Consider the following 22,838-nt stretch of genomic DNA (forward strand, 5'->3'; position numbering starts at 1 on the left):
CGCGCAGATAGGCTGATCCGCCATGAGCGACCCGGAGCGTCGGACGCGCCCCCACGGCGACGAGCGCCGACGCCGCATCCTCGAGGTCGCGACGCGGCTGTTCTCCGAGCGCGGCTGGAACGCCGTGAGCATCGCCGAGGTCGCCCAGGAGGCGGGCCTGTCCCAGGCCGGGTTGCTCTACCACTTCCCGTCGAAGCGCGACCTGCTGCTCGCGATCCTCCAGGAACGGGAACGGACCGAGGCGGCGATGCCGACCGGGCTGGACTTCTTCACCGGCTTCGCGCGGAACCTGGAGCTCAGCGAGCGCAACCCGGCGATGGTCCAGCTGTTCGCGGTGCTCTCCTCGGAGGCCGTGAACGCCGACCACCCCGCCCACGACTGGTTCGTCACCCGCTACACGGACCTCGTCGCGCTCGCCACCCGCGAGATCGACGCCATGGTCGACCCGGACCGGCTGCCCGACGGTGTCGACTCCCGGATGATCGCGCAGTGGGTCATCGGGCTCGCCGACGGCCTGCGCACCCAGGTGATGCTCAACCCGGGGTCGGTCGACCGGCACCGGTCCGTCGAACGCTTCCTGGACCTCCTGCGGCCGTACCTGCGCGACGCCGGCTGACCCTGCCGCCTCCTCGGCGCCCCGGGGTCCCGCGCGCCCCGCCGATCGCGACCCCGAGCGGCGCTCCCACGCGGCGCGAGCGGCGTAGCGTGAGTCGGAGTCGGCCGCGTGGCTTCGTCCCACGTCCGGAACGACTCCCGCGTGGCCACAGTCCCGGAAGGAGACGGGCATGGGGCTGGTGGCAGGCAAGGTCGCGCTCGTCACGGGCGCCGCCGCTGGGATCGGGCGGGCTTCCGCCGTGGCGTTCGCGCGCGAGGGCGCCCGCGTCGTCGTGGTGGACGACGACGTCGAGGGCGGTGAGAAGACCGTCGCGATGGTCGAGGAGATCGGCGGGACCGCCGTGTTCGTCGAGTGCGACGTCTCGGACGCCGCCGACGTCGAGGCGGCGATGGCGAAGACCATGAGCGCGTTCGGCAGGCTCGACTGCGCGCACAACAACGCGGGCATCGAGGGCCCGATGGCCCTCACGGCCGAGTACGAGGAAGAGGACTGGGACCGGTTGATCGACGTCAACCTCAAGGGCGCGTGGCTGTGCATGAAGCACGAGATCCCGCGCATGCTCTTCCGGGGTGGCGGGGCGATCGTCAACACGGCGTCGTTCGCCGGGATCGTCGGCGTCGAGGGCCTGTCCTCCTACAGCGCGTCGAAGTTCGGCGTCACCGGCATCACGAAGGTCGCGGCCCTCGAGTACGCCTCGATGGGCATCCGCGTGAACGCGGTGTGCCCGGGCCCCATCCAGACCGCGATGATCGACCGGCTCGTCGAGACGCACCCCGACGCGGTCGCCGAGCTGCTCGCGAGCGCCCCGATGGGCCGGCTGGGCCGGCCGGAGGAGATCGCCGAGGCGGCCGTCTGGCTGTGCTCGGACCGCGCCTCGTTCGTCAACGGGCACGCCATGGTGGTCGACGGCGCGTTCACCGCGCGGTAGGTGGCCACCGTGCGACGGACGCTCGTCATCGTCGGATGCCTGGCCGCAGTCGCCGGCGCGGTCGCGTGGGCAGCGCGTTCGAGCCGGTTCGAGCAGGCCCGGGAGGCGATGTCCCGGGGTGCGGCCCCGGGTCGGCTCGGCAGCCGGCTGAACTCGCTCGGCGACCGGCCGATGTACCGGGCGTTCGCCGACGCGCTCGACGCCGGCCCGGGGGACGACGTGCTCGACGTCGCATGCGGCTGGGGCGAGTTCCTGGTCAACCACGCGGCGGACGCGGGTCACGTCGCCGGCATCGACCTGACGCCCGAGAAGGTCGCGCTGGCCCGCGAGCGCCTGGCCGACCGGCTCGAGGCCGGCACGGCCGAGGTCGTCGTCGGGGACGCGGCCACGCTGCCCTGGCCGGACGGTCACTTCACCGCCGTGACCTGCATGGACGCCATCATGTTCTTCCCCGACCAGCCGGCCGCGCTGGCCGAGTTCCACCGGGTCCTTCAGCCCGGCGGCCGGGCGCTGATCAGCTTCGCCGCGGAGCAGCTGCCGGAGGGCGTCGAGTCCCGCACCGCCCGCGGCGTCGCGGGTACCTACACGGCGATCAGCGCGACCGCCGCCCGGCAGATGCTCGAGCAGGCGGGGTTCGACCCGGTGGACGTGACGTGGGTGCCGATCGCCGGCGAGCACCAGCGGATCGGCGGCGTGCTGCGTGCGCTCGGCGGCGACCAGCTGGACGTCGTGATCGGGCGGAAGCCGGCGGCCGCCTGACGGATCCTGCCGGTTCGCCGCGGCCGCCGAGCACCGGGGGCGGGGCCGCCGCCGCGGTCAGCCGACCGCGATCGCGATCGAGCCGACGTGCTGCTTGGCGAGGAACGTCCGCTGGGCGGCCGGGAGCTCCCGCAGCGGGTAGGTCGCGGCCACGACCGGCCGGAACCGGCCTTCGGCGACGTAGCCGAGGACGGCCGGGAGCACGGCGTCCGGCTGGAACGTCGCACCGATCAGGGTGAGGTCCCGCAGGTAGAGATCGCGCACGTCGAGCTCCACGACCGGGCCTGCGATCGCCCCGGAGGCGACGTACCGACCGCCCACCCGTAGACCGGCCAGCACGTCGGCCCAGCGCGGCCCGGCCACCAGGTCGACGACGACGTCGAACGCCGCCGGCTCGACCGCGTCGTCGCGGCCGATCGTCTCCGCCGCGCCGGCGGCCCGCAGCGCCGTGGCCTTCGCCGGGCTGGTCATCGCGGTGACGTGCGCACCCCGCAGCGCGGCGAGCTGGACGGCCGCGAGCCCGACACCGCCGGACGCCCCGGTGACGAGCACGCGCTCGGCGCCGAGGCCGACCCGCTGCAGCATGTTCTCGGCCGTGCTCGACGAGCACCCGAGCGCGCCCCACTCCGCGTCGGTGAGGCCCGTGCCGTCGGGCACGGCGAGCGCGTGCCGGGACGGGACCGCCGTGAACTGGGCGAACCCGCCGTCGAGCTCCGACCCGAGCGTGCGGCAGGCCCACGACCCGAGGTCCGGCGCGGACTGCATCGTCCGCACCACCACGCGCTCCCCGACCCGGGCGTCCGGGACCTCCGCGCCGGTCGCGACGACCTCGCCGAAGCAGTCCGCACCCTGGATCCGCGGGAAGCGCAGATCGCCACCCGACCACCCGCCGTCGCCCAGGTCCCCGTAGCCGGACACGGCACCCGCATCGGTGCCGGACCGCACGCTCGGCGAGTACCAGCCGGTGCGGGTGTTGACGTCGGTGTTGTTCACCGAGGACGCCACCACCCGGACGAGCACGTCGCCGGGGCCTGGGGCGGGGACCGGGAGGTCCTCGTGCCACACCAGACGGTCGAGTCCGCCGTGGCCGGTGAGCTCGTAGCCGTGCATCGTGCGGGGCAGGTCCATCGTCCGACCCTCGCACACCGTGCCGGCACCGCGCTGCCGGAGGGGCCGGTCAACCGGCGAGGGCGACCTCGTCGAACACCACGACCCCACTGGAGTCCGCCCCGCAATACCGCCCGAGCTCGCCGAAGTAGCCGCCATCCGAGTCGCCCCACCCGGGCAGGCTCGTCGCGTCCGTCACAAGACCAGTGCCCTGGATCTTGTCGCCGTCGACGAGTGGCCGGCCGTCCAGCACGACCTGAGATCCGTCATCTGCTGCACCGGCCTGAGACGCGGCCGGCCACACCACCCAGCGAGGCTCGCCGCTTCCGAGCTCGATGTCGACACACCCGTTCGCGTCGATGCGCACTGTTCCGCTGATGCTCTCTCGGTCTCCCGGCACAGCGCTCGCCGAGGGTTGTCTGGGAACCCCGAAACCCGACTCCGACTGAGAGCACCCGGCCAGAGCGCCTGCGGCCAGAGCCAGGGCCTGGCCGATGATCAGGATCCTTGCTGCTTTCACGCTCACATGTCCTCCCGGCTGACTAGGCGGACTCGACCAGGGGCGGGTCACTCGCGTCACCCGCGTCGACCCCGACCGCGAGGCGCCGACGGCCGGAGATCAGAAGGAACGCGCCGAACGCCGCCCCGCACACGCCGAGTCCGGCCCCGCCCATCAGAACGGGATCCAGGTACCACGTGGAGATCCTGGGCTCCGCACCGACCAGAGCCCAGCCGACCGGGGCATCCATCGAGGACGCCGCCGCTCGACCGCGCGCGGCCCTCCTGGCATAGGCTGCGCGGAAGTTCGAGATCCTCTGGGAGTTCCCGAACTCGACCTTCGCGGGCTGGTTGAGCGAGACGACGACGTCACCGTCGATCGCGAAGAGCTCTCCCGACCCGCCATCCTCGACCACGACCCGGTATCCGGTCTGCTCGAGGATGAGGCCGAGCTCCACGTTGTCGTCGTACGCCGCCATCTCCGCCGGCCCACCGGCCGGCTTCCACACGCGGAACGTGCCGATGACCTCGTCGCCGTCCTTCAGGGCCGCGATCCACTCGCCATCAGGCTCTGTCGGCGCGGCCCCGGCCTCGCCTCGACCGAAGCCTTCCGAGAATGCGTGCACGGCGTGAATCACGCCGACGCTCGAAGCCGCCGCGGTCGCGTCGCGTTCACCCACCGCTTCAGAGGTCCTCACCACGCGCTCCGCGCTCACTTCCGCGAGATCGACGAGCGCCTGGCTCTCGTAGTATGCCGCGACGTCCGCGGGAATCGGCGGATCATTCTCGGCAGCCGATGCCGAACCCGATCCGGCAACGACAAGGACCACCGCCGCCGCGCAGCCCGTCAAGACGCGCATCATCGTCGTTTGAATCATCCCTTCGGGCCCTTCAGTCGTGGATCGAGTATCGAGTGTGCGTCCAGGTGTGATTCGATCCGTCGAGCATCCACGAATATGAAGCCCAGGTGTGGTAGCCGTCGGCGGGGTTGATGTATGCGATCCGCGTGCCGTCCGTGTTGTAGCCGTAGATGGTCAGCTGGTGGCCAACGGTCTGGCCATCCCATGCCCACCTCATCAGCAGCACCCGGTTGACGTCGATCTCACTGCGCACGGACGCGAACGACAGCGGACCGGTGACATACCCGATGTTGCTGACCCCAGCCTTGGCGAGTAGGCGCGACACATCCGTCGTGAAGGACCCCGGCTCATTGCCGGCGCAGCTGGACACGCCCTTTCCCCACTTGTACAGCTGGCACTGGCTCGAGTTGGTCGCGCCGACCCACGAGATGACCGTCTTGCTCGAAGCGACCCAGCACCAGTTCGTCTTCTCCTGCACGTACGCAGTCGCGTAGTTGGTGCGATAGGTAGCTTGGGCGACGGTTGTTCCTGCGCCACCGAGCATCAAGGCGATCGATAGCGCCGCACCGAACCGGTACCTGTTCCTTCGCGCGAAGACTCGCACGGGGCCCCCTTTGACGTGATGTCCTGCCCAACGCGAACGAGAGTCTTTCAGCGACCTACGCGGCGAGGAAGGCCTCCCTTCGATAACGGTCACGCACCGCTGTGACACGCGTCACAGTTGAAGCTGATCCAAGACCTTCGGCCCGGGTGGCCGCGGCGCACGCGTCCACCCGTCCGCCCAGGGGGCACGGTCGACGTCGAGATGCGGGCAGGCCGACGTCCCGAGCTCGGAACGACTCCGGCCGCCGCATCGGTGCACGGATCCTGGTCGAGCTCGCGGCCGGCCGCGGCTGAGCGGCGCCTCCGGACACCCGAAGGTCGAGCGTCGAGCGTCGAGCGTCGAGCGTCGAGCGTCGAGCTCAGGCGACCGCGGAAGCCGATCCGGGCTGCCCGGCAGTCAGCCGGCCGGCCACTGCTCGGGCAGCGTGCCGTCGTCGGCAGGCGGGACGACCCCCTGGTAGGGCGTGATCGTGCGCCACGCCGCCGCGTCGGCGTCCCAGTGGAGGACGAGGATCAGCGGACCCGCGGCGTCCAGCGGGTCACCGTCGGGGTAGGGGCCCTCGCCCGTGCAGGTCTCGGGCGCTGAGACGACCTCGAGCGAGTCTCCGGCCGTCACCTCGGAACCCTTGAGCACGTCGACGACGTCGACGGAGTGGACCTCTGCGGCGACGCCGAAGAGCGCGACGGTCCCGGTCGACGCGGCGGGCCCCGTGGTGCGCACCACCAGTCCGGCATCCGCCTCGGCGTCAGCGGGACTCTCGTACATGACCCAGTCGACGCACGTCGCGCCCTGCGTCCCCAGTGCGGCGCAGCCCGCTGTCGCGGCGACGACCAGGGTGACGGGAAGCGCGACGAGCCCCACGACCCGGATCCGTCTCACCATCGGTCTCTTCTCACCATTGGTCGGTTCGCACCGCCGGCACCTGCTCACCCTCCGACCGCGGTGCCCTCAGCATGGGCGTCCCCGGACGCCGGTTCCCACCGCACTCGAGGCTCCCGGCTCTCTCGTGTCGGCAACCGTCGGAACCTTGCACACCGCGAGCTCCGAACCCCCGCCCGGGCACCCGGCCCGCGAGTACGTTGGCAAAGGTCGAAAGGGGCACGCGATGAGACTCGTGCGCGACCAGCAAGCCCCGGCCAGGAGGCGACGGAGCCTCACCCGGCGGGGAACGACACTCTCGGCGATCGGCCTGATGCTCGGGGCCCTCGCGCTCGGCCTCGCGGGCCCGGCCGGCGCCGCACCCGCCCCGCCCGCGGCCGCGGCCACGTCGGCCTTCCCGACCACGACGGCGGACTGCCGGCACGGCGGCTGGGCGGAGTACACCGGCATCGACTTCCGCAACCAGGGCCAGTGCATCTCCTGGGTGCAGCACACGATCGTGCACGAGGACTGCCTGCCCGGCGCGCTCGCCGACTTCGCGGAGACCGGCCCCACGTACGCCGCGCAGCTCGGCATCCCGCTCGGCGAGTTCCTCGCCGCGGTGTGCCACGGTCAGGACTTCCCGGTCAGCAACGCCTGGTACGTCGTGGACGACCCGGCCGGGACGGACCTGCTGAGCCTCGCCTCGGGCAACACGACGGCGTTCGTCACGCAGCCGGACCACATCTACTGGATCCAGGTGCAGGGCGCCTGGTTCAACGGCACGGTGCGCCAGGCCGACGCGAGCTACATCTCCGACGACGGCTGGACGACCTGGGCCGACGGCCCCGCGTTCAACTCGCTGAACCTCGAGACCCAGGTCGACGACCAGTTCGTCGACTGGGGCCCGTACACCGCGACGCACCACTACAGCTACTGGATCATGGGCGACGGCACCCCGATCAACCTGCGCGTCTTCGACGGCGAACCGACCACCGGCACCCCGAACCCCACCTGGTACGAGGACAACGGCGGTCCGGTCGCGGGCCACGCGATGCCGGCGATCGTCTTCGAGTACGCGCTGCCGTAGTCACACCCGAACCACGGAAGGGAACGGAATGTCCACCATCGCGATCATCGGTGCAGGCCCGGGTCTCGGAGCGGCGGTCGCCCGCCGGTTCGGAGCCGAGGGCTTCTCGATCGCGCTGATCTCCCGGGACCAGGCGAAGCTCGACGGCCTCGCGGCGCAGCTCCAGGACGGCGGCGTGACCGCCCGGGGCTTCGCGGCCGACGTGCGCGACCCTGCCTCGCTCGAGGCCGCGCTCGCACGCGCGGCGGACGAGCTCGGCCCGATCACGGCGCTGCAGTACAGCCCGCTGCCGTCGCGTGACTACCTCAAGCCCGTGCTCGACCTCACGCCCGAGCTGGCGCTCGAGGCCCTGCGCTTCTCGGCCCTGGGGCTGATCCACGCGGTGCGGACGGTGCTCCCCGCGATGCGGGCCGCCGGCGACGGCTCGATCATCCTGATCAACGGCGGCACGTCGGTGAAGGCCCGGCACGGCTTCGCGGGCACGTCGGTCGCCTTCCCCGCCGAGAGCGCGTACGGCGAGATGTTGCACGACACCCTCGCCGACGAGGGCGTCCGGGTGGTCCAGCTGGTGATCCCGGGCGGCATCCCCAAGCTCCAGCTCGAGAACGGCATCGATGACGTCGCGCAGCGCATCTGGGAGATCCAGTCAGCGCCCGGCCCGTTCCGCACGATGCTGATCCCCCTGGAGGAGGGGCGCGAGTAGCGCCCGGCTGCCGAGGGACGCGCGGAGGCGGCGCCGAGCCGGGCGCGAGCGGGCCGGCTACCCGGCCTGCTCGACCTGCCGTGGTTCGGGACCGATCCTGACGGCGGCCAGCACCGCGCCGGCCGCCGCCAGGACGGCCGCGAGCACCATCGCGGTGCCGAACCCCGCCGCGAGGGCCACCGGGTCCTCCAGGCCGTCGCCACCCAGCCCGGCCGCCCCGGGCAGCGCCGCGACCACGAGCAGCGAGGCGAGGCGCGCGGTCGCGTTGTTGATCCCGGACGCCACGCCCGAGTGGCGCTCCGACACCGACGCCAGCGCCGTCGACGTCACCGGCGTGACGGTGACGCCGAGCCCGAGCCCGAACACCAGGACGCCCGGGAGGACGCCGCCGGCCGGCGAGCTCTGCGGCGTCAGCCGGGACAGCAGCAGCGTGCCGGCCGCGACCAGTGACGGGCCGACCACCAACGGCAGGCGCGGGCCCCACCGCTCGGAGACCGTGCCCATCGTCGGCGAGAGCACCAGCACGGCGAGCGTGACCGGCACCGTCAGCGCCCCGGCCACGAGCGCCGAGCAGCCGAGCACGACCTGCAGGTAGACGACGAGCAGGAACATCACGCCGCCGAGCGCGCCGTAGACCGCGAACGTGATGAGGTTCGCGGCGGTGAACCGCCGCACCCGGAACAACGCCATCGGCAGCATCGGGCTGGCCGCGCGGTGCTCGCGGACCACGAAGGCGCCGAGCGCGACCACCGCCGCCGCGCCCGCGGCGAGGGCGACCGCGGTCTGCCCGGCGCCCGCCGCGATCACCGCGTAGGTCAGCCCGCCGAGTCCGACGACGGTGAGCAGCGCGCCCGGCACGTCCAGCCCGGACGCCGCGTCGGGATCACGTGACTCCGGCACGTGCCGGGCCGCGACCAGCAGGACCGCGGCTCCGATCGGCACGTTGAGCGCGAACACCCAGCGCCAGGACCCCGCGTCGACCAGCACGCCACCCACGAGGGGCCCGGCCGCCGCACCGACACCGGACAACCCGGCCCACGCCCCGATCGCCCGCGAGCGGTCGCTGCGCCGGAACGAGGACTCGATGATCGCCAGGCTGCCCGGGGTGACCAGCGCCGCCCCGACCCCCTGCAGGAGCCGGGCCGCGACCAGCACCGGCACCGTCGGCGCGAGCGCGCACCCGACCGACGCGAGCGTGAACCACGCGGTCCCGATCATGAACACCCGTCGGCGGCCGAACCGGTCCGCGTAGGCGCCGCCGACCAGGATGAACGACGACAGGGTCAGCAGGTAGCCGGTGAGCACCCACTGCAGGCCGGCGGTCCGCGCGCCGAGGTCCTCCCCGATCGCCGGCAGCGCGACGTTGACCACGGTCGCGTCCAGGAAGCCCAGCGCAGACCCCAGCACGGTGACGGCGATCACCCACCGCCCCGCGCTCGACCGGTAGACGAGCTCGCTCACGGCCATCCCAGCCTTGTGACGTAGATCACACGGAGCGTACCGTGACAAAACCGGCCGGGCGATGGCCGTCCGGCCGCAGAGGAGGCAGTGATGCTCGCGGATCACGACGCCATGGCAACTCTGGCGGTCAAGGACCTGGATGCGGCACGCAAGTACTACGAGGACGTCCTGGGGTTCAAGCCGGTCGGTGACTCGCCCGGCGGCGTCCTCTACACCGCCGGCAGCACGAGCTTCCTGGTGTACGCGTCCGAGTTCGCCGGGACCAGCCGCTCCACCGCGATCTCGTTCGAGATCCCCGACGCCGCCTTCGACTCCGAGGCCGCCGACCTGCGCTCGCGCGGGGTGAGCTTCGACGAGTTCGAGATGGAAGGGATCGAGTGGAACGACGGCGTCGCGAGCATGGGCGACGGGCGTGCCGCCTGGTTCACCGACCCGGACGGGAACATCCTCAACATCCAGGCGTCGGTCGGCCGGCCCGCCTGAGGCCGCGGCGCCGTCCCTGCGTAGTCGCTACCGGTATTCCGGCCCCGCCCTCGACGGTCCGCTCACCGGAGCGCGAGAGTACGGCCCATGACCATCTCCGCCCCCACGGAGTCGTCGGCGGTCCTCCTCGCGCTGCGCGTCGCCGTCGATCGACGCGGCGCGTGGTCGGAGCGCGACCGGGCGCTCGCCGCGCTGGACGTCCTGGTGCTCGACGACCCCGTCGCACCGGCCGTCGAGCACCTCGGCGCGGTCGCCGAGGTCTTCGGCCTCGGGCAGCTCGACGAGCGGGTCCTGCTCACGGCCCTGCTCGCCGAGCTGCACCCGGCAGCCCACCTGTTGTGCGGGCTGTTGTCCGGCGACTCCGTGCCGGCGCGCCCCACCGTGGCCCTGGCCCTCGAGCTGGCCGGCGCGTCGGTGGTCGACGCCGCCGCGCGGGACCGCGTCGGACCGGACGGGCCGCTGGCCCGCCTGGGGCTGATCGCGCTCGACGGCGACGACGTGCTCCTGGCCCGGCGGCTGCGGCTGCCGGACCGGGTGGTCGCCCGGCTCCTGGGCTCGCCCCGGCTCGCGCCCGAGGTCGCGAGCGTCCTGGTCGATGCGAACCCGGTCGACCTCGACGGCTATCGGGACGTCGCCGCGGCGCTGACCGCGGGAGAGCCTCTGGTCTGGGTGCACTCCCCGGTCGGCGCGGCCGGCACCGCGCTCGCGGTCGCGGCCTGCCGCGACGTGGACGTCACCTGCCTGGTGGCGGACCTCGAACGCCTGCCGGCGGCCGGCGGCCCCGCGCCCGACCCGGCGCAGGTCCACCGCACCGTGCGCGCGCTCGTGCTCGAGGCCGGGCTCGGCGGGAGCGTGCTCGTCCTCGCGGGCGCGCACCTGGCCGCTGACCAGCTGGGCGAGCTCGACTCGGCCGTACCGGTGGTCGCGGTCGGCCGGACCGGCTGGGACCCGCGATGGTCGGCACAGCTGCCCCCCGAGGTCACCGCCGCCCGGCTCAGCCAGGACGAGCGCGCCGCCGAGTGGCACCGCGTGGTGGGCCGCGACGCGACGACCCGCGACGTGCTCACCCTGCGGATGACACCGGAGGAGATCACCGCGGTCGGGCGACGGGCCGAGGCCGACGCCGTCCGGGCCGGCCGCGCGGCCACCTCCGACGACGTGCGCCTGGCCGCACGGCGCCTCAGCAGCACTCGCGACCCTCGGCTGCGCACCTCCGGCAGCCAGGCGACCCTCGACGACCTCGTCCTGCCCACCCACACGCGTCGCGAGGTGGAGCGCCTGATCGGGTGGGCCCGGGACCGGGACGAGGTGATGGCCCTCGGCGACCTGCAGGGCAAGGGCGGCAAGGGCACCGGCATCACCGCCCTGTTCTCCGGCAGCCCCGGCACCGGCAAGACGCTCGCGGCCCACGTGGTGGCCGACTCGCTCGGACTGGACCTGTTCCGGGTGGACCTGTCGAGCGTCGTCGACAAGTACATCGGGGAGACCGAGAAGAACCTCGAACGGGTCTTCACGCAGGCCGAGGCGCTCAACGCGGTGCTGTTCTTCGACGAGGCGGACGCACTGTTCGGCAGCCGCTCGTCGGTGAGCGACGCGCGGGACCGCTACGCGAACCAGGAGGTGTCCTACCTGCTGCAACGCATGGAGGCGTCGGAGGGCATCACGGTGCTCGCGACCAACCTGCGCGGCAACCTCGACCCGGCCTTCGCCCGGCGCCTGCACTTCATGGTGCACTTCCCGGACCCGGACGAGCCCACCCGCCGGCTGCTGTGGCAGCACCACCTCGCCCAGCTGCCCGGCACCGACCCGGACGACCCGGTCGACGTGCCGTTCCTCGCCGGGACGCTGGACGTGGCCGGCGGTGACATCCGGAACATCGTGCTCGCGGCCGCGTACGACGCGGTGGCCGAGCACCGGCAGGTCGGGATGCGCGACCTGCGCGCGGCGACCGTGCGCGAGCTGACCAAGCTCGGGCGGCGCGCAGGCGACGCCCGCTGGTCGGGCGACCAACCTGGGTAGCGGCTACCGATGCTCACCCGCCCGGCTCCCGACACCCTGGTCGGGTGGCGGGCAGCACGCCCGGCCCTGCCCTGACGCACGGAGGTCGTCGTGAGCCGTCACCGCACGAGGGTGCCCGTCCCTGCGCTCGCGCAGCACGAGACGGCGCCCGAGTCCGGCGAACCCGCGCCGACCGACGCCGGCCCGGCCTCGCCGGTCCCGATCGCCGGGCTCACCGTCGGTCACGCCGACGACCCCGCCGAGCACGCAGCAGACCGGATGGCGGACCAGGCCCTCGCGCGACTGCGCCGCACGCACGACCGCGGGCACGGGGACACGACCGCGGAGGGGCGCACCCACGCGCACGACGACGCGTCCATCGGTGACCTGCGCCGCTCGACCGCGCCGACGCCTGAGGCGACCATCGGCCCGGAGGGCGGCGAGCTCGACGCGGACGGTGCGCGCCGGATCGAGGCGGCCCGCGGCGGCGGAGCACCGCTGCCCGGTGCCGTCCGGCGCCGCATGGAGACCGGGTTCGGCGCGAACCTCGGGCACGTGCGCGTGCACGACGGTCCGGCCGCCGGACGACTCAGCGCATCGATGGGCGCCGAGGCGTTCACCACGGGTCGCGACATCTTCTTCGGCGCGGGCAGGTACGAGCCGGGGACGCCGGGCGGCGACCAGGTCCTCGCGCACGAGATCGCGCACGTGCTCGCCGAGCCGGGCAGCATCCGTCGGCTGACCCGGCCGTTCAAGAAGAAGACCCCCCAGGAACAGGCAGCGAACGCCGCCAAGGCCGCGCAGAAGCAGCAGGCGAAGGACGCCAAGACCGCGCAGAAGCAGCAGAAGAAGGACGCGAAGGCAGCCGAGAAGCAGCAGAAGAAGGCTGCCAAGGCCGCGCAGAAGCAGCAGGAGAAGCAGAAGGCCGCCCGGGTCAAGCAGAGCAAGACGACCGAGAAGGCTGAGCTCAAGGGCCTCAAGGAGTCCCGCAAGGCGGGCGAGGCCGGCCGGGCCGCGCTCACCGCGGACGTGTACGACACGGCCAACGACGCCCAGCAGGTCGTGGCCGGCAAGGTCAACGCCGCCGGCCACGTGCCGATGGCGCAGTCGGGCCCCCAGCAGCGCGCCGCCTCGCTGAACTCGGAGTTCGAGCAGGCGCTCCAGCGCGAGCGGGCCGTCTTCGACGACATGACGGCCAACAACGTCGGCAGCAGCGACACAGAACGCGCCGAGCTCGCCTACCACCAGGTCTGGTACACCGAGTTCCCCCAGCTCACCCCCGTCCGCCCGCCGCGCGAGACCGCGGCCGAGCGGCTGGTGATCCAGGTCCGCCACGCGCGCGCCGAGGCCGACGCCGACGCCTCGGCGAAGGAGGTCGACGAGGCCACCCTCAAGGTGAGGATGCTGCCGTCCGCGGTCGAGCAGGCCTACGAGCGGATGGTCACCCACCGCAACGACCTGATGGAGAAGGACCCCACCGGCTCGGAGGCGCTCGCCCAGGACGACGCGTGGGAGGCGGTCCGCCAGGGCATGTCGCCCAAGGAGCTGGCCGGCTTCCCACCACGCGACAGCCCGCTGGACATGGCCGCCTGGAAGCAGGCCGAGGACCGCGTCGAGGCCCGCGACAAGCAGAAGGCTCGGGACGCCGCGACGATCGAGGCGAACCTGGCGCTGCTGCCCGAGACGCAGCGGATCGGCCCCCAGCTCCCCGGGCGCGGTACCGGCACCACCGAGAAGGCCGAGAAGGTCGAGGACGTGGGCAAGAAGCTCGATCTCGGCAAGACCGGGGTCAACGCCGTGGGCGGCGGGATCGCCGGCTTCGTCGGGAAGGGTCAGGACAAGGACCTCAGGGACGCCCAGGGCGTCACCAAGGAGAAGGAGTTCACCACCTACCTGCCGGGGGCCGTCGACCAGGGGATCGGCGAGGCCGTCCGCCAGGGCAAGCGCGCGGACAAGCAGATCGCGACGGGGCAGCGGGAGTACGTCCCGCAGACCCTGCCCACGTCCGACGCCACCAAGGCGAAGGAGGGCATCGGCCAGGTCACCGGCATCCTCTCCAGCCTCATGTCCGCGGTGACGTCCGGCTTCCAGATGGTCGACGCGATCGAGAAGTCCTGGGACTCCAAGGACCCGTACGAGGCGCTCCGGGCGACCAAGGCCGGCGCGACCGGCCTCAACGGCCTCGTCGGTGCGGCGAAGGAGTCGGCGAACCTCGCCAAGCTCATCGACAGCAGCGTCGCCGACGGCGTGAAGGCGGTGGTCCCCGGGCTCGACATCGCGTCCTCGGCGCTCGGGATGGTCAGCGGCATCACCGAGGTGGCCGCCGCAGGCATGCGCCAGCGCGAGACCGACCTGACCATGTTCGAGGCCCGTGCCGGGTCGACCGACAAGGTCAACGTCATGGTCTACCCGCTGATGAAGGTCTCGCAGGTCTACACCAAGCACCTCGAGCAGAAGTGCTGGTCGCTGGGCGTGACGATCCTCAACTTCAGCGCCTCGGTCGCCCAGGTCGCCTCCGCGGGCGGGTTCGGGATCCCGGCGGCGATCAAGGCCGCCACGGCCGTGATCGACAACCTGCACAAGATCGCGCACTACATCGCGAGCAAGGTGCTCAACGCCATGGCCAAGACGGCGGAGAAGGAGTCGGCGGTGATGCACCTCGAGGGCGGCGCCGAGGACGAGCTGCGCCGGCACCCGAAGATGGCCGTCGACGGCATCATCCTGAAGGCGGCCGCGGGCGACCCGACGGCCCTGCTGTTCCTGTCGAGCTACCGGATCGACGGCAAGCCGATCACCGCCGACTACGTGAAGCGGATCAAGCCGAAGCCCGTGAAGCCCTTCGACCCGACGGCGAAGAAGACCACCGACACCGAACCCGAGCAGACCAGCGACGACGCCCTCCTGCTGAAGATCCGCGACGTGGTGCTCAAGGGCATGGACACCAACGCGGACCCGCAGTCGGTGTTCGAGGACCTGAAGAAGAAGGCAGGACCGGTCACCGACAAGCTGAGCGACGCCAAGGGCGCCTGGAAGGAGTCCGGCGAGCTCGCCACGGCGCGCAACACCCAGGCCGCGAACGGGAAGCTCGGCGACAACACCAAGACCAACCGGGGCCTGGGCTGGCGGATCAGGATGATCTTCGCGACCGAGAAGCGCGGCAAGCTCACGGAGCGGACCGCCGCGCACGCCTCCGGCGAGGCGCTCCCGGCCGGCGTCGCCTGTGCGGTCGGCGACCTCCAGCTCCCCGACCAGGCCGACCCGCCGGCGATCGCGCGGTTCGTCGAGTCCCTGACCGTCGAGGCCCTCGAGGCCGAGCTCAAGCGGACCCCGCGGCGCAACTCCCCCGAGTGGATCGACTTCCTGCGCGAGGCGCTGCGGGAGAAGATCATGGCTGCGGCACTCGCCGCGAACAACGCCAACCTGGCGAACGCCGGTGGGGCGGGCGGCCCATGATGTTCCTCGACGAGGTCGCCGAGGCGTTGGTGCAGGCGGGCCGCAGCCTCGAGATCGACCCGGACCTGTCCACGATCGACGTGTCGTCGGCGTCCGCCGGCCAGGTGCTCGCCGTCGTCCGGCCGGTCGCCCGGGCGGTGACGTTCTACGCGGTGCACCCGGTGCTCGTGCCCGCCGAGTCGCTGGCTGCGGTCAGCGAGCTCGTGGTGCGCGGGACGGCCGACCTGCTGGACGCCGCCCTGGAGGTCGACCTGGCGACCGCAGCCGTGGCGGCCCGGTTCGCGGTGGTCCTCGACGAGCTCGAGCTGGACCCGGACCAGCTCGCCGCACTGCTCGACGCCGCGCTCGACGCGGTCGAGGCGGCCGCGGACCAGTACCGGGACGCGATCGACGACGTGCTCGCGGGCGCAGACCCACGGACGGCCGCCGCGGCCGCACGCCGCGCACCGGTCGAGGCGCTCTCGGCCGAGCTGGACGGCTGACCGCCGCACCTCGCCGTCGAACCCGGGCCGTCGGCCCGCGCCTCGCCCGTGACCGTCGCGCGTGCGCCGGCCCCGCCGGCCTGCCCGGCCGACAGATCTCCGTGCACCGCACGGATGTCTCGGGCGGCGTCGCTCGCGAGGCTCGTCACCGAGGCCGGGCCCTCCGCCGCGGGTCCCGCGGCGGCCCGGTCCGCGACGAGGAGGATGCATGAGCACGAAGGCAGTGGTCTCGCTGACCACGGGCATGGAGGACACCGAGAAGGTCACGGTGGCCCTGCTGGTCGCGGTCGGCGCGGCCGAGACCGGGCGCGAGACCTTGATGTTCCTCACCAAGGAGGCCGTGCGGCTCGCCGTGCCGGGCGTGGCGATCGGCACCGCGTGCGAGGGCTGCCCCACGATCCCGGAGCTGCTGGAGCGATACCACGCGGCCGGCGGCACGATGCTGGCCTGCCCGATCTGCGTGAGCGCGCGCGGACTCGCCGGGCAGCAGCTGATCGACGGGGTCGAGCTCGGCGGCACGATCCCGATGTGGCAGTGGATCGGGGACGAGGGCGCGACGGCCTTCAGCTACTGACCCGGGCCTGGTACCGACGAGGCCCGCCGCACCCCTCGGGCGTGGCGGGCCTCGTCCGTTCGGGCCCGCGGGCGTCGTCGGGTCAGGACCGCGAGCGGCGCAGGGATCAGGACCGCGAGCGCCGCAGGAACGGGTGGTCGAGCGCCTGCTTCAGAGCGCGCGGTGCGAGCGGCTCGAGCTCCGGGTCGGGCAGCGCACCGAGGGCGTCGTTGACGCTGGCGAACGCGAGCCGCAACGCCGCGAACACCGTGATCGCGAACACCTGGCCGTCGGTCCAGCCGGCCGTGCGCAGCGCGTCGACGTCCGCTGCGGTCGTCGCCGCGGGGCGGGACGCGACACTTCGGGCCCACCGCACCAGCGCGACCTCGGCCTCGTCCAGGCCCCGCGGGCGGTCGTCGCCGCGGACCACCGCGGCCGCGGTGGCCGGCGGCAGCTCGTCGGGCAGCTTCGTGACCCACGCCAGCGAGCAGTAGGCGCTGTCCCGGGCCGCCGACGTCGCCAGCACGACGAGCATGCGGTGCCGGATGCTCAGACCGGCGTCACGCGCCACCCGCCTCGCGACGCCGAAGATCTGCTCGAGAGCCCGGGCGTCGTACGCCCACAGCCGCGAGACGTTCATCACGAACCCGCGTTCGTCCAGGTCCTCGGCGAACAGCGCCTCGGCCGCGTCGTCGGGCTCGGCGGGGGCGAGGAAGCCGGCACCGTCGGTCATCGCGCTCCTTCCGTCCGGGCGAGGAACCCGGTGACCTCGATCTCCGCGCGCAGCGGCAGCCCGGCGCGCCGGTGCTCGACGGCCGTGCGCTCGGCCTCCGCGAGGAACCGCTCCTCGCCGACCTGCTGGATCGCAACGTACGCCGGCCCGGTCGAGGCGAGCGTCCGCGCGTACGTCGCGGGGTCGGGGAACTCCCAGGCGAAGGGCACGCGGATGCGCCGGACGTCGGTGAAGCCGGCCCGGGCGAGCACCTGCTCGCCGACCCCGGGCCGGCCGAGGCTGACCATCGCCGCCTGGTTGCGGACCTGCGGGTCGGCGGCGAGCCGGAACGGCGCGAGCGCCCACGCACCCGGCGAGGCCTTGATGTGGCCCCAGACGGTCAGTCCGAGCCGCCCGCCCGGGACCAGCACCCGGCGGGTCTCGTCCAGCGCGCCGGGTGTGGTCCCCCACACGCCGCGGAAGCTCGACACCACGGAGAACGTCGCGTCGCCCCACGGCAACGCATGCATGTCGCCGACGCGCAGGTCCGCGTCGGGGCTGCGCAGCTGCGCGACCTCGACCAGGCGCGCGGATGCGTCGATCCCGGCACAGCTCGCGCCGCGCAGCGCGGCGAGCTCGAGCGCGAGCCCGGCACCGCAGGCGACGTCGAGCAACCGGTCACCGGCCCGGACGTCGAGTGCGTGGTGCAGCGCGACGTACTCGCGGCAGTTGGCGGGCTCGGACAGGGTCGCGAACTCGGCGGAGCGGCGGCCCCAGCCCTCGTCGACCATGCGCCAGTCGTGCGGAAGAGTGCCCTCGGGCAACGTCGTCTCGGTCATGGATCCGATCAGACCGTGTCGCGCTCGGGCAGACATCCGTGCGACACACGGAAGTCGGGTCACGCACCCTCCGGCGCGACCTCGAGCTCGAGCCCGGCGGGGACCAGGCCCGCGTACGTCGCCCGCCCGAGCGAGCGCCCCGCACCGCCCAGCACGGCCGCCGCCTCGTCCCGCCGGCCGTCCTCCCAGAGCAACGTGGCGAGCGCGGCCACCGCCGACCGGTGGCACTGGTCGTCACCGCTCGCCTCACCGACCGAGGTCGCCTCCCGGAGCAGCCCCTCCGCCTGGTCCGGGCGCAGCGGGGCGAGCGCGACCAGGCTCCGGCTCAAGCACCGCAGGTCCCCCGCCCGCCGGAAGCGCCGCTCGGCCTCGAGCAGGTCGTCCTCGCGTCCGATCAGCACCGACTGCGCCCGCACCAGCAGGGCGTGGCCGATCTCCACCTCGTTGCCACGCTCCTGGCCGTAGGCGAGGGCCTGGGCGGCCCAGGCCGCACCGCGTCGGCGCAGGTCCTCGTCCGCGGACCCGGCTGCGGCCCCGGCCATCATGTAGCGCACGTTCGCGACGTGCATCGCGTCACCCGCTGCCGCGTAGGCGCGCCGGGCCTCGTCGAAGACCTCCACCGCCCGCTCGACGGCGGTCGGGTCCGCGCGGAGCAGGGCCGCGCCGGTGAGCTGGAGCACCGCGGCCCGCTCCCAGTCGTCTCCGAGCGCGGCGGCGAGCCGCGCCGCCTCCTCGAGCAGCGGCAGGGCCTCGGCGGGCCGGTGGCGGTAGGTGAGGTAGCGGGCGGTGAGCTCGGTCGCGGCGAGCCGGTCGGCGTCGGGGTCGGGGTCGGCGTCGGCGTCGGCGTCGGCGTCGGGCAGGTTCGCGGCCTCAGGGGGCACCAGCGACCGGGTCTGGTCGGCGAGCTGCCCGACCAGCGACAGGTCCGTGAACACCAGCGCGCGCCCGACCACCGCGAGCACCCTCGGCGACCACGTGGCGCGCAGCCGCTCGTCGGACGCGGCCTCGGCGAGCGCTCGGGTCATCGCCGGCTCGGGGCCGTACTGCTCGATCCCGACGCCGACCGCCTCGGCCATCTCGGAGGCGGTCGGATCGCCGGAGCGGACCGCCCAGGTCAGCGCCGCGGCGATCTCGGGGCACAGGGTGCGCACCCGGGCGCGTGACGCCGGACCGTCGTCGGTGCGCGCGGTCCGCGCGATCGCGGCGGCCTCGGCCGCGTGGTGGTGGGCGTGCCTGGCCGCGACCGTCCCGGCGAGCCCGTCGGGCGCGTGGCCTGCGACGAACTCGCGCAGCGCAGCAGGCACGCGGTAGCGCGCCGGAGCGTCCGGACTGGCAGCCCCGTCGGGGCCGGACGCACGCACGAGCAGGGAGCGGTCGAGGAGCTCGCTGACCTCGTGGTCGACCGGCCGGCCCAGGGCCGCAGCCGCCAGGTCGTGATCGAAGGTCCGCGGCAGCGCGGCCAGGTGCACCAGCACGTGACGCAGGTCCGGGGTCAGCAGGTCCCACGTCCAGGCGAACGCCGCGCCGAGGGCTGCGTGGCGCTCGCCACCGTCCACCGCGGTGCCGAGGGAGGCGAGCCCGTCGGCCAGCCGGGCGTCGAGCTCGGCGAGCGAGAGGTGCCTGGTGCGGGCGGCTGCGAGCTCGATCGCCAACGGGTTGCCGTCGAGCCGACGGCACACCGCGGCGGCCCGGTCGCGGTCGGCCAGGTCGACCGTGCGGGACGCCGCGCGGGCCCGTTCGACGAACAGCCGCACGGCCGGGTCCTCGGGCCGCTCCGCCGACAACCCGTCGAGCTCGACGATCACCTCGCCGGGGCCCCTCAGCGCGGCACGGGACGTGACGAGCACCCGCAGCCGGTCGACCCGGGCGAGCAGCTGCCGCACCACGCCGGTCGCCTCGGTGGCGACCCGGTCGGCGTCGTCCAGCACCAGCAGCAGGTCCGCCGCGGAGAGCGCCACGGCGCAGGTGCTCAGCAGCCTGGCGGGCACCGCGCGGTCCACCGCGAGCGCCGCCGCGAGCGCGGGCAGCACCCCGTCCGGCTCGGCGTGCTCGAGCGGCACCACGACGCTCGGCCGGTGGCGCGCCAGCTCGAGGGCGACCCGGGTCTTGCCGATCCCCGCGGGCCCCGTGACGGTCACCCACCGCGCCTCGGCCAGCAGATCGCCCGTCGTCGCCAGCACGCCGGCGCGCCCGACGAACGAGTCGACGGCGGCCGGCACGGGCCGGCCGAGGTAGCCCTGCGCGGCGTCGATCAGCTCACGGCGGCTCTCCACGAGGAGCTTGCGCCGCAGCGACGCGATGTGCGACTCCACGGTGCGGACCGAGACGCCGAGCTCGTCGGCGATCTCGGTGTTGGTCAGGCGCCGCGACACGGCATGCAGGGTCTCCTGCTCGCGGCGGGTCAGGTGGACGCCCCGCACGCGTCGGAGTGTAGGTCGGCGTCAGCGTGCAGGGAACGGGCGCGCGTTGGGACCACGGCCCGCGGTCGCCCGGCGCCTCGCGCGCCGTGGTCACCCCTCCGGGTGCTTGGCCCGGTACTCCTCGGACTCCTTGATGCCCTTGACGATGGCCTCGTGCGCCTTGTCGTCGAGCCGCTTGTCGGGCTTGGCCTGGACCATCTCGAGCCAGTGGTCCCACTCCTCGACCCGTCCGGTCCGGCCGAGCAGGTCCTGGTAGAGCGTGCGCACGACGAACCGGTTGGACTCGGTCGAGGCGTCGACCGAGTCGACCTCCGTCGCGAGCTGGGCGCGCGGGTCTTCGGCCGCGACGACCCGCCGCAGCCGCGGGTAGAGCTCCTCCTCGGTCGCGTCCCGCCCGCACTCCTGGCGGTAGGTGATCTGGAGCATCTCCTTCGCGTCGATCATCTCGTCGTCCTCCTCGTGCGGGACAGGTGGGCGGGCCGTCGGCTTCTCAGCGGTCGGCGCCGCGCGCGCCTCGCCGATCTCACGCACCGGCCCGGCCCCGGCGAGCGCACGACCGAGGTCGATCCCGCGCTGCCGGAGGAACACGTCCGGCGCGGTCGCCCCCGCGGACGACCAGCCCGTGCCGTTCTGCATCCACCGGACGTTCGGGGCGAAGGCCTCCATGTGCAGGTGGATGCCCGACCCGGTGCCGGTGTGACCCATCCGGCCGACCTGGGTGCCGGCCCGCACCCGTCGGCCCGGGGTGACGAGCCGGACGGCGAGGTGCTGGTAGGTCGTGTGCGAGCCGTCGTCGTGACGCACCACCACCCACAGGCCGCGGAATGTGTTGTTGCCCACGGCGGCGACCACGCCCGGCCCGACCGAGCAGATCGGGACCGGCTTCCCGCCGGCACCGATGTCGACGCCCCGGTGCCAGGTCGTCGCACCGGGGATCGACGTGCGTCGAGGGCCGAACGGGCTGGTCACGTACCCGCGCCCCGGCGATGTCCAGGTCACCACGCTCCGGTCCCTCCGGTCACTGCGGCACCTGCGCGACCTCCGCTCGCAGGGTGCTCGGTAGGTCTGCACGAGACAGGCCCTGCCGAGCGCCGTCTCGCGGGCAACGTCTCGACCATATTCCTGGCCGCGATCTAGGTAAATACTTCTCGGCGCCCTGCCGCCGACCGGCCGGCGTCGGTAGGCTCCGGCACAGGGCGACGCCGCCCTTCACGCCCCGAACCGTTGTGGTGGAGGAGACCGTGAGCTACCTGGATCGCGTGACCGCACCCGGCCCCAAGAAGCTGCTGGCGCTGAACGGCGGGGGCATCCGAGGCGTCCTCAGCCTCGAGGTCCTGGCCAGGCTCGAGGTGATGCTGCGGCGCGAGCTCGGCGCGGGCGACGACTTCGTCCTCGCGGACTACTTCGACTACGTCGCCGGAACGAGCACCGGTGCGATCATCGCGGCCGGGGTCGCTCGCGGGATGCGGGTCGACGCGCTGCGCGAGCTCTACGCCCTGCACGGCGAGGAGATGTTCGACCGGGCCTCGCTGCTGCGTCAGTTCCGCTACAAGTACGACAGCACGCGCCTTCAGGGCATGCTCCAGGACACGCTCGGGGCCGACGTCACGCTCGGCGACGAGCGCCTGCGCACGCTGCTGATGATGGTGCTGCGCAACGCGACCACCGACTCCCCGTGGCCCCTGAGCAACACGCCGGGCGCCCCGTACAACGACCCCGGCCGGCCCGACTGCAACCTGAACCTGCCGCTGTGGCAGCTCGTCCGCGCGTCGGCCGCCGCACCCGTGTTCTTCCCGCCCGAGGTGGTCCCGGTCGGCGAGCACGCGTTCGTCTTCGTCGACGGCGGGCTGACGATGTACAACAACCCGGCGTTCCAGCTGTTCCTCCAGGCCACCCTGCCCGCCTACGGGCTCGGCTGGCCCACGGGTGAGGAGAACCTCCTGGTCGTCTCGGTCGGCACCGGGTACGCCCCCAAGGCCGACGACCGCCTGCGCCCGGACCAGATGAACCTGCTGTACAACGCGGCGTCAGCGCCGGCGGCCCTGATGGCTGCCGCGCTGCACGAGCAGGACCTGCTGTGCCGCGTCTTCGGCCGCTGCCGGCACGGCGACCCGCTCGACCGGGAGGTCGGGGCCCTGATCGGCACACCGGGTGTGCTGGAGCCCCGGCTCTTCACCTACGTCTCGTACGACGCCGAGCTCACCGAGTCCGGGCTCGCGGCCCTCGGGCTGCCGGACATCGACCCCGCGGACGTGCAGCGGCTGGACTCCGTGGCGCACATCGGCGACCTGCAGCGGGTCGGCATGAAGCTCGCCGAGCGCGCGGTGGACCGCGCACACTTCGACGGGTTCCTGACCGCGGCCTGAGCCCCACATGGCCGGCGAGATCCGCCGGGTCGGACCCCACGAGCAACC

The 22,838-nt window shown here is 73.4% G+C and carries 21 protein-coding genes; 11 read left to right on the forward strand and 10 right to left on the reverse strand.

All coding sequences use genetic code 11. The features are described from left to right. Window positions 1–22: 22 nt before the first annotated feature. The 3 genes from OEB99_RS12680 to OEB99_RS12690 all read left to right on the forward strand — a co-directional run bounded on the left by OEB99_RS12680 (window position 23) and on the right by OEB99_RS12690 (window position 2,303). Window positions 23–616 carry a TetR/AcrR family transcriptional regulator gene (locus OEB99_RS12680; RefSeq protein ID WP_263577642.1) on the forward strand — a complete coding sequence of 198 codons (594 nt, stop codon included), beginning with the start codon at window positions 23–25 and terminating at the stop codon, window positions 614–616. Window positions 617–785: 169 nt separating this feature from the next. Beyond that, window positions 786–1,544 (forward strand): SDR family oxidoreductase, encoded by a 759-nt coding sequence (locus tag OEB99_RS12685; RefSeq protein ID WP_263577643.1) that lies wholly within the window; start codon window positions 786–788, stop codon window positions 1,542–1,544. A 9-nt stretch (window positions 1,545–1,553) separates the two neighbouring features. Next, entirely contained in the window at window positions 1,554–2,303 is a 750-nt protein-coding gene (locus OEB99_RS12690) for a class I SAM-dependent methyltransferase (protein ID WP_263577644.1), read from the forward strand. 57 nt (window positions 2,304–2,360) lie between these two features. Here OEB99_RS12690 and OEB99_RS12695 read toward each other — a convergent pair whose 3' ends face one another. The 5 genes from OEB99_RS12695 to OEB99_RS12715 all read right to left on the reverse strand — a co-directional run bounded on the left by OEB99_RS12695 (window position 2,361) and on the right by OEB99_RS12715 (window position 6,254). Beyond that, window positions 2,361–3,431: an alcohol dehydrogenase catalytic domain-containing protein gene (locus tag OEB99_RS12695; RefSeq protein ID WP_263577645.1), complete on the reverse strand. Its 1,071-nt coding sequence runs from the start codon at window positions 3,429–3,431 to the stop codon at window positions 2,361–2,363. Between the two features lie 49 nt (window positions 3,432–3,480). Next, complete coding sequence (locus OEB99_RS12700; protein ID WP_263577646.1) at window positions 3,481–3,777, reverse strand: hypothetical protein; 297 nt, start codon at window positions 3,775–3,777, stop codon at window positions 3,481–3,483. Between the two features lie 175 nt (window positions 3,778–3,952). Continuing rightward, complete coding sequence (locus tag OEB99_RS12705) at window positions 3,953–4,771, reverse strand: hypothetical protein (protein ID WP_263577647.1); 819 nt, start codon at window positions 4,769–4,771, stop codon at window positions 3,953–3,955. Between the two features lie 28 nt (window positions 4,772–4,799). Next, window positions 4,800–5,372: a papain-like cysteine protease family protein gene (locus tag OEB99_RS12710; protein WP_263577648.1), complete on the reverse strand. Its 573-nt coding sequence runs from the start codon at window positions 5,370–5,372 to the stop codon at window positions 4,800–4,802. A gap of 396 nt (window positions 5,373–5,768) precedes the next feature. Next, window positions 5,769–6,254 carry a hypothetical protein gene (locus OEB99_RS12715; protein WP_263577649.1) on the reverse strand — a complete coding sequence of 162 codons (486 nt, stop codon included), beginning with the start codon at window positions 6,252–6,254 and terminating at the stop codon, window positions 5,769–5,771. A 223-nt stretch (window positions 6,255–6,477) separates the two neighbouring features. On the opposite strand from OEB99_RS12715, the gene OEB99_RS12720 reads away from it, so the two are divergent. Further along, a complete protein-coding gene (locus OEB99_RS12720; RefSeq protein ID WP_263577650.1) occupies window positions 6,478–7,320 on the forward strand; it encodes a hypothetical protein in 843 nt (280 codons plus the stop codon). Between the two features lie 28 nt (window positions 7,321–7,348). Further along, window positions 7,349–8,023 carry an SDR family NAD(P)-dependent oxidoreductase gene (locus OEB99_RS12725; protein ID WP_263577651.1) on the forward strand — a complete coding sequence of 225 codons (675 nt, stop codon included), beginning with the start codon at window positions 7,349–7,351 and terminating at the stop codon, window positions 8,021–8,023. A gap of 57 nt (window positions 8,024–8,080) precedes the next feature. On the opposite strand, the gene OEB99_RS12730 is transcribed toward OEB99_RS12725, so the two are convergent. Then, on the reverse strand, window positions 8,081–9,490 hold the full coding sequence (locus OEB99_RS12730; protein ID WP_263577652.1) for an MFS transporter: 1,410 nt from the start codon (window positions 9,488–9,490) through the stop codon (window positions 8,081–8,083). A 105-nt stretch (window positions 9,491–9,595) separates the two neighbouring features. Here OEB99_RS12730 and OEB99_RS12735 point away from each other — a divergent pair, with 105 nt between their 5' ends. The 5 genes from OEB99_RS12735 (at window position 9,596) to OEB99_RS12755 (ending at window position 16,474) form a co-directional block, all read left to right on the forward strand. Next, window positions 9,596–9,967 (forward strand): VOC family protein, encoded by a 372-nt coding sequence (locus tag OEB99_RS12735; protein ID WP_263577653.1) that lies wholly within the window; start codon window positions 9,596–9,598, stop codon window positions 9,965–9,967. Between the two features lie 87 nt (window positions 9,968–10,054). Next, window positions 10,055–11,986, forward strand: a complete 1,932-nt coding sequence (locus OEB99_RS12740; RefSeq protein WP_263577654.1) for an AAA family ATPase — start codon at window positions 10,055–10,057, stop codon at window positions 11,984–11,986. 90 nt (window positions 11,987–12,076) lie between these two features. Then, window positions 12,077–15,418 (forward strand): eCIS core domain-containing protein, encoded by a 3,342-nt coding sequence (locus tag OEB99_RS12745; RefSeq protein WP_263577655.1) that lies wholly within the window; start codon window positions 12,077–12,079, stop codon window positions 15,416–15,418. Next, entirely contained in the window at window positions 15,415–15,900 is a 486-nt protein-coding gene (locus tag OEB99_RS12750; protein WP_263577656.1) for a hypothetical protein, read from the forward strand. The genes OEB99_RS12745 and OEB99_RS12750 overlap by 4 nt, the downstream gene beginning before the upstream one ends. 208 nt (window positions 15,901–16,108) lie before the next feature. Then, a complete protein-coding gene (locus OEB99_RS12755; RefSeq protein WP_263577657.1) occupies window positions 16,109–16,474 on the forward strand; it encodes a DsrE family protein in 366 nt (121 codons plus the stop codon). A gap of 106 nt (window positions 16,475–16,580) precedes the next feature. Here the strand turns inward: OEB99_RS12755 and OEB99_RS12760 are convergent, their stop codons facing one another. From OEB99_RS12760 to OEB99_RS12775, 4 genes are all read right to left on the reverse strand, one after another. Continuing rightward, entirely contained in the window at window positions 16,581–17,186 is a 606-nt protein-coding gene (locus OEB99_RS12760; protein ID WP_263577658.1) for a carboxymuconolactone decarboxylase family protein, read from the reverse strand. Next, complete coding sequence (locus OEB99_RS12765; protein WP_263577659.1) at window positions 17,183–18,004, reverse strand: class I SAM-dependent methyltransferase; 822 nt, start codon at window positions 18,002–18,004, stop codon at window positions 17,183–17,185. The genes OEB99_RS12760 and OEB99_RS12765 overlap by 4 nt, the downstream gene beginning before the upstream one ends. Before the next feature lie 59 nt (window positions 18,005–18,063). Further along, window positions 18,064–20,424 (reverse strand): ATP-binding protein, encoded by a 2,361-nt coding sequence (locus tag OEB99_RS12770; protein ID WP_263577660.1) that lies wholly within the window; start codon window positions 20,422–20,424, stop codon window positions 18,064–18,066. Window positions 20,425–20,514: 90 nt separating this feature from the next. Continuing rightward, complete coding sequence (locus OEB99_RS12775; protein WP_263577661.1) at window positions 20,515–21,426, reverse strand: M23 family metallopeptidase; 912 nt, start codon at window positions 21,424–21,426, stop codon at window positions 20,515–20,517. Window positions 21,427–21,665: 239 nt separating this feature from the next. Between OEB99_RS12775 and OEB99_RS12780 the strand changes: the two genes are divergently transcribed. Next, entirely contained in the window at window positions 21,666–22,790 is a 1,125-nt protein-coding gene (locus OEB99_RS12780) for a patatin-like phospholipase family protein (RefSeq protein WP_263577662.1), read from the forward strand. Window positions 22,791–22,838 lie beyond the last annotated feature (48 nt).

It is taken from the genome of Actinotalea endophytica (assembly GCF_025717005.1).
Lineage (GTDB): Bacteria > Actinomycetota > Actinomycetes > Actinomycetales > Cellulomonadaceae > Actinotalea.

Excerpts from the sequence above, each read along its gene's own strand:
- OEB99_RS12680 (WP_263577642.1), top strand. The coding sequence starts at position 23 with ATGAGCGACCCGGAGCGTCGGACGCGCCCCCACGGCGACGAGCGCCGA.
- OEB99_RS12685 (WP_263577643.1), top strand. The coding sequence starts at position 786 with ATGGGGCTGGTGGCAGGCAAGGTCGCGCTCGTCACGGGCGCCGCCGCT.
- OEB99_RS12695 (WP_263577645.1), bottom strand. The coding sequence starts at position 3,431 with ATGGACCTGCCCCGCACGATGCACGGCTACGAGCTCACCGGCCACGGC.
- OEB99_RS12705 (WP_263577647.1), bottom strand. The coding sequence starts at position 4,771 with ATGATGCGCGTCTTGACGGGCTGCGCGGCGGCGGTGGTCCTTGTCGTT.
- OEB99_RS12715 (WP_263577649.1), bottom strand. The coding sequence starts at position 6,254 with ATGGTGAGACGGATCCGGGTCGTGGGGCTCGTCGCGCTTCCCGTCACC.
- OEB99_RS12720 (WP_263577650.1), top strand. The coding sequence starts at position 6,478 with ATGAGACTCGTGCGCGACCAGCAAGCCCCGGCCAGGAGGCGACGGAGC.
- OEB99_RS12725 (WP_263577651.1), top strand. The coding sequence starts at position 7,349 with ATGTCCACCATCGCGATCATCGGTGCAGGCCCGGGTCTCGGAGCGGCG.
- OEB99_RS12730 (WP_263577652.1), bottom strand. The coding sequence starts at position 9,490 with ATGGCCGTGAGCGAGCTCGTCTACCGGTCGAGCGCGGGGCGGTGGGTG.
- OEB99_RS12735 (WP_263577653.1), top strand. The coding sequence starts at position 9,596 with ATGGCAACTCTGGCGGTCAAGGACCTGGATGCGGCACGCAAGTACTAC.
- OEB99_RS12740 (WP_263577654.1), top strand. The coding sequence starts at position 10,055 with ATGACCATCTCCGCCCCCACGGAGTCGTCGGCGGTCCTCCTCGCGCTG.
- OEB99_RS12750 (WP_263577656.1), top strand. The coding sequence starts at position 15,415 with ATGATGTTCCTCGACGAGGTCGCCGAGGCGTTGGTGCAGGCGGGCCGC.
- OEB99_RS12755 (WP_263577657.1), top strand. The coding sequence starts at position 16,109 with ATGAGCACGAAGGCAGTGGTCTCGCTGACCACGGGCATGGAGGACACC.
- OEB99_RS12760 (WP_263577658.1), bottom strand. The coding sequence starts at position 17,186 with ATGACCGACGGTGCCGGCTTCCTCGCCCCCGCCGAGCCCGACGACGCG.
- OEB99_RS12765 (WP_263577659.1), bottom strand. The coding sequence starts at position 18,004 with ATGACCGAGACGACGTTGCCCGAGGGCACTCTTCCGCACGACTGGCGC.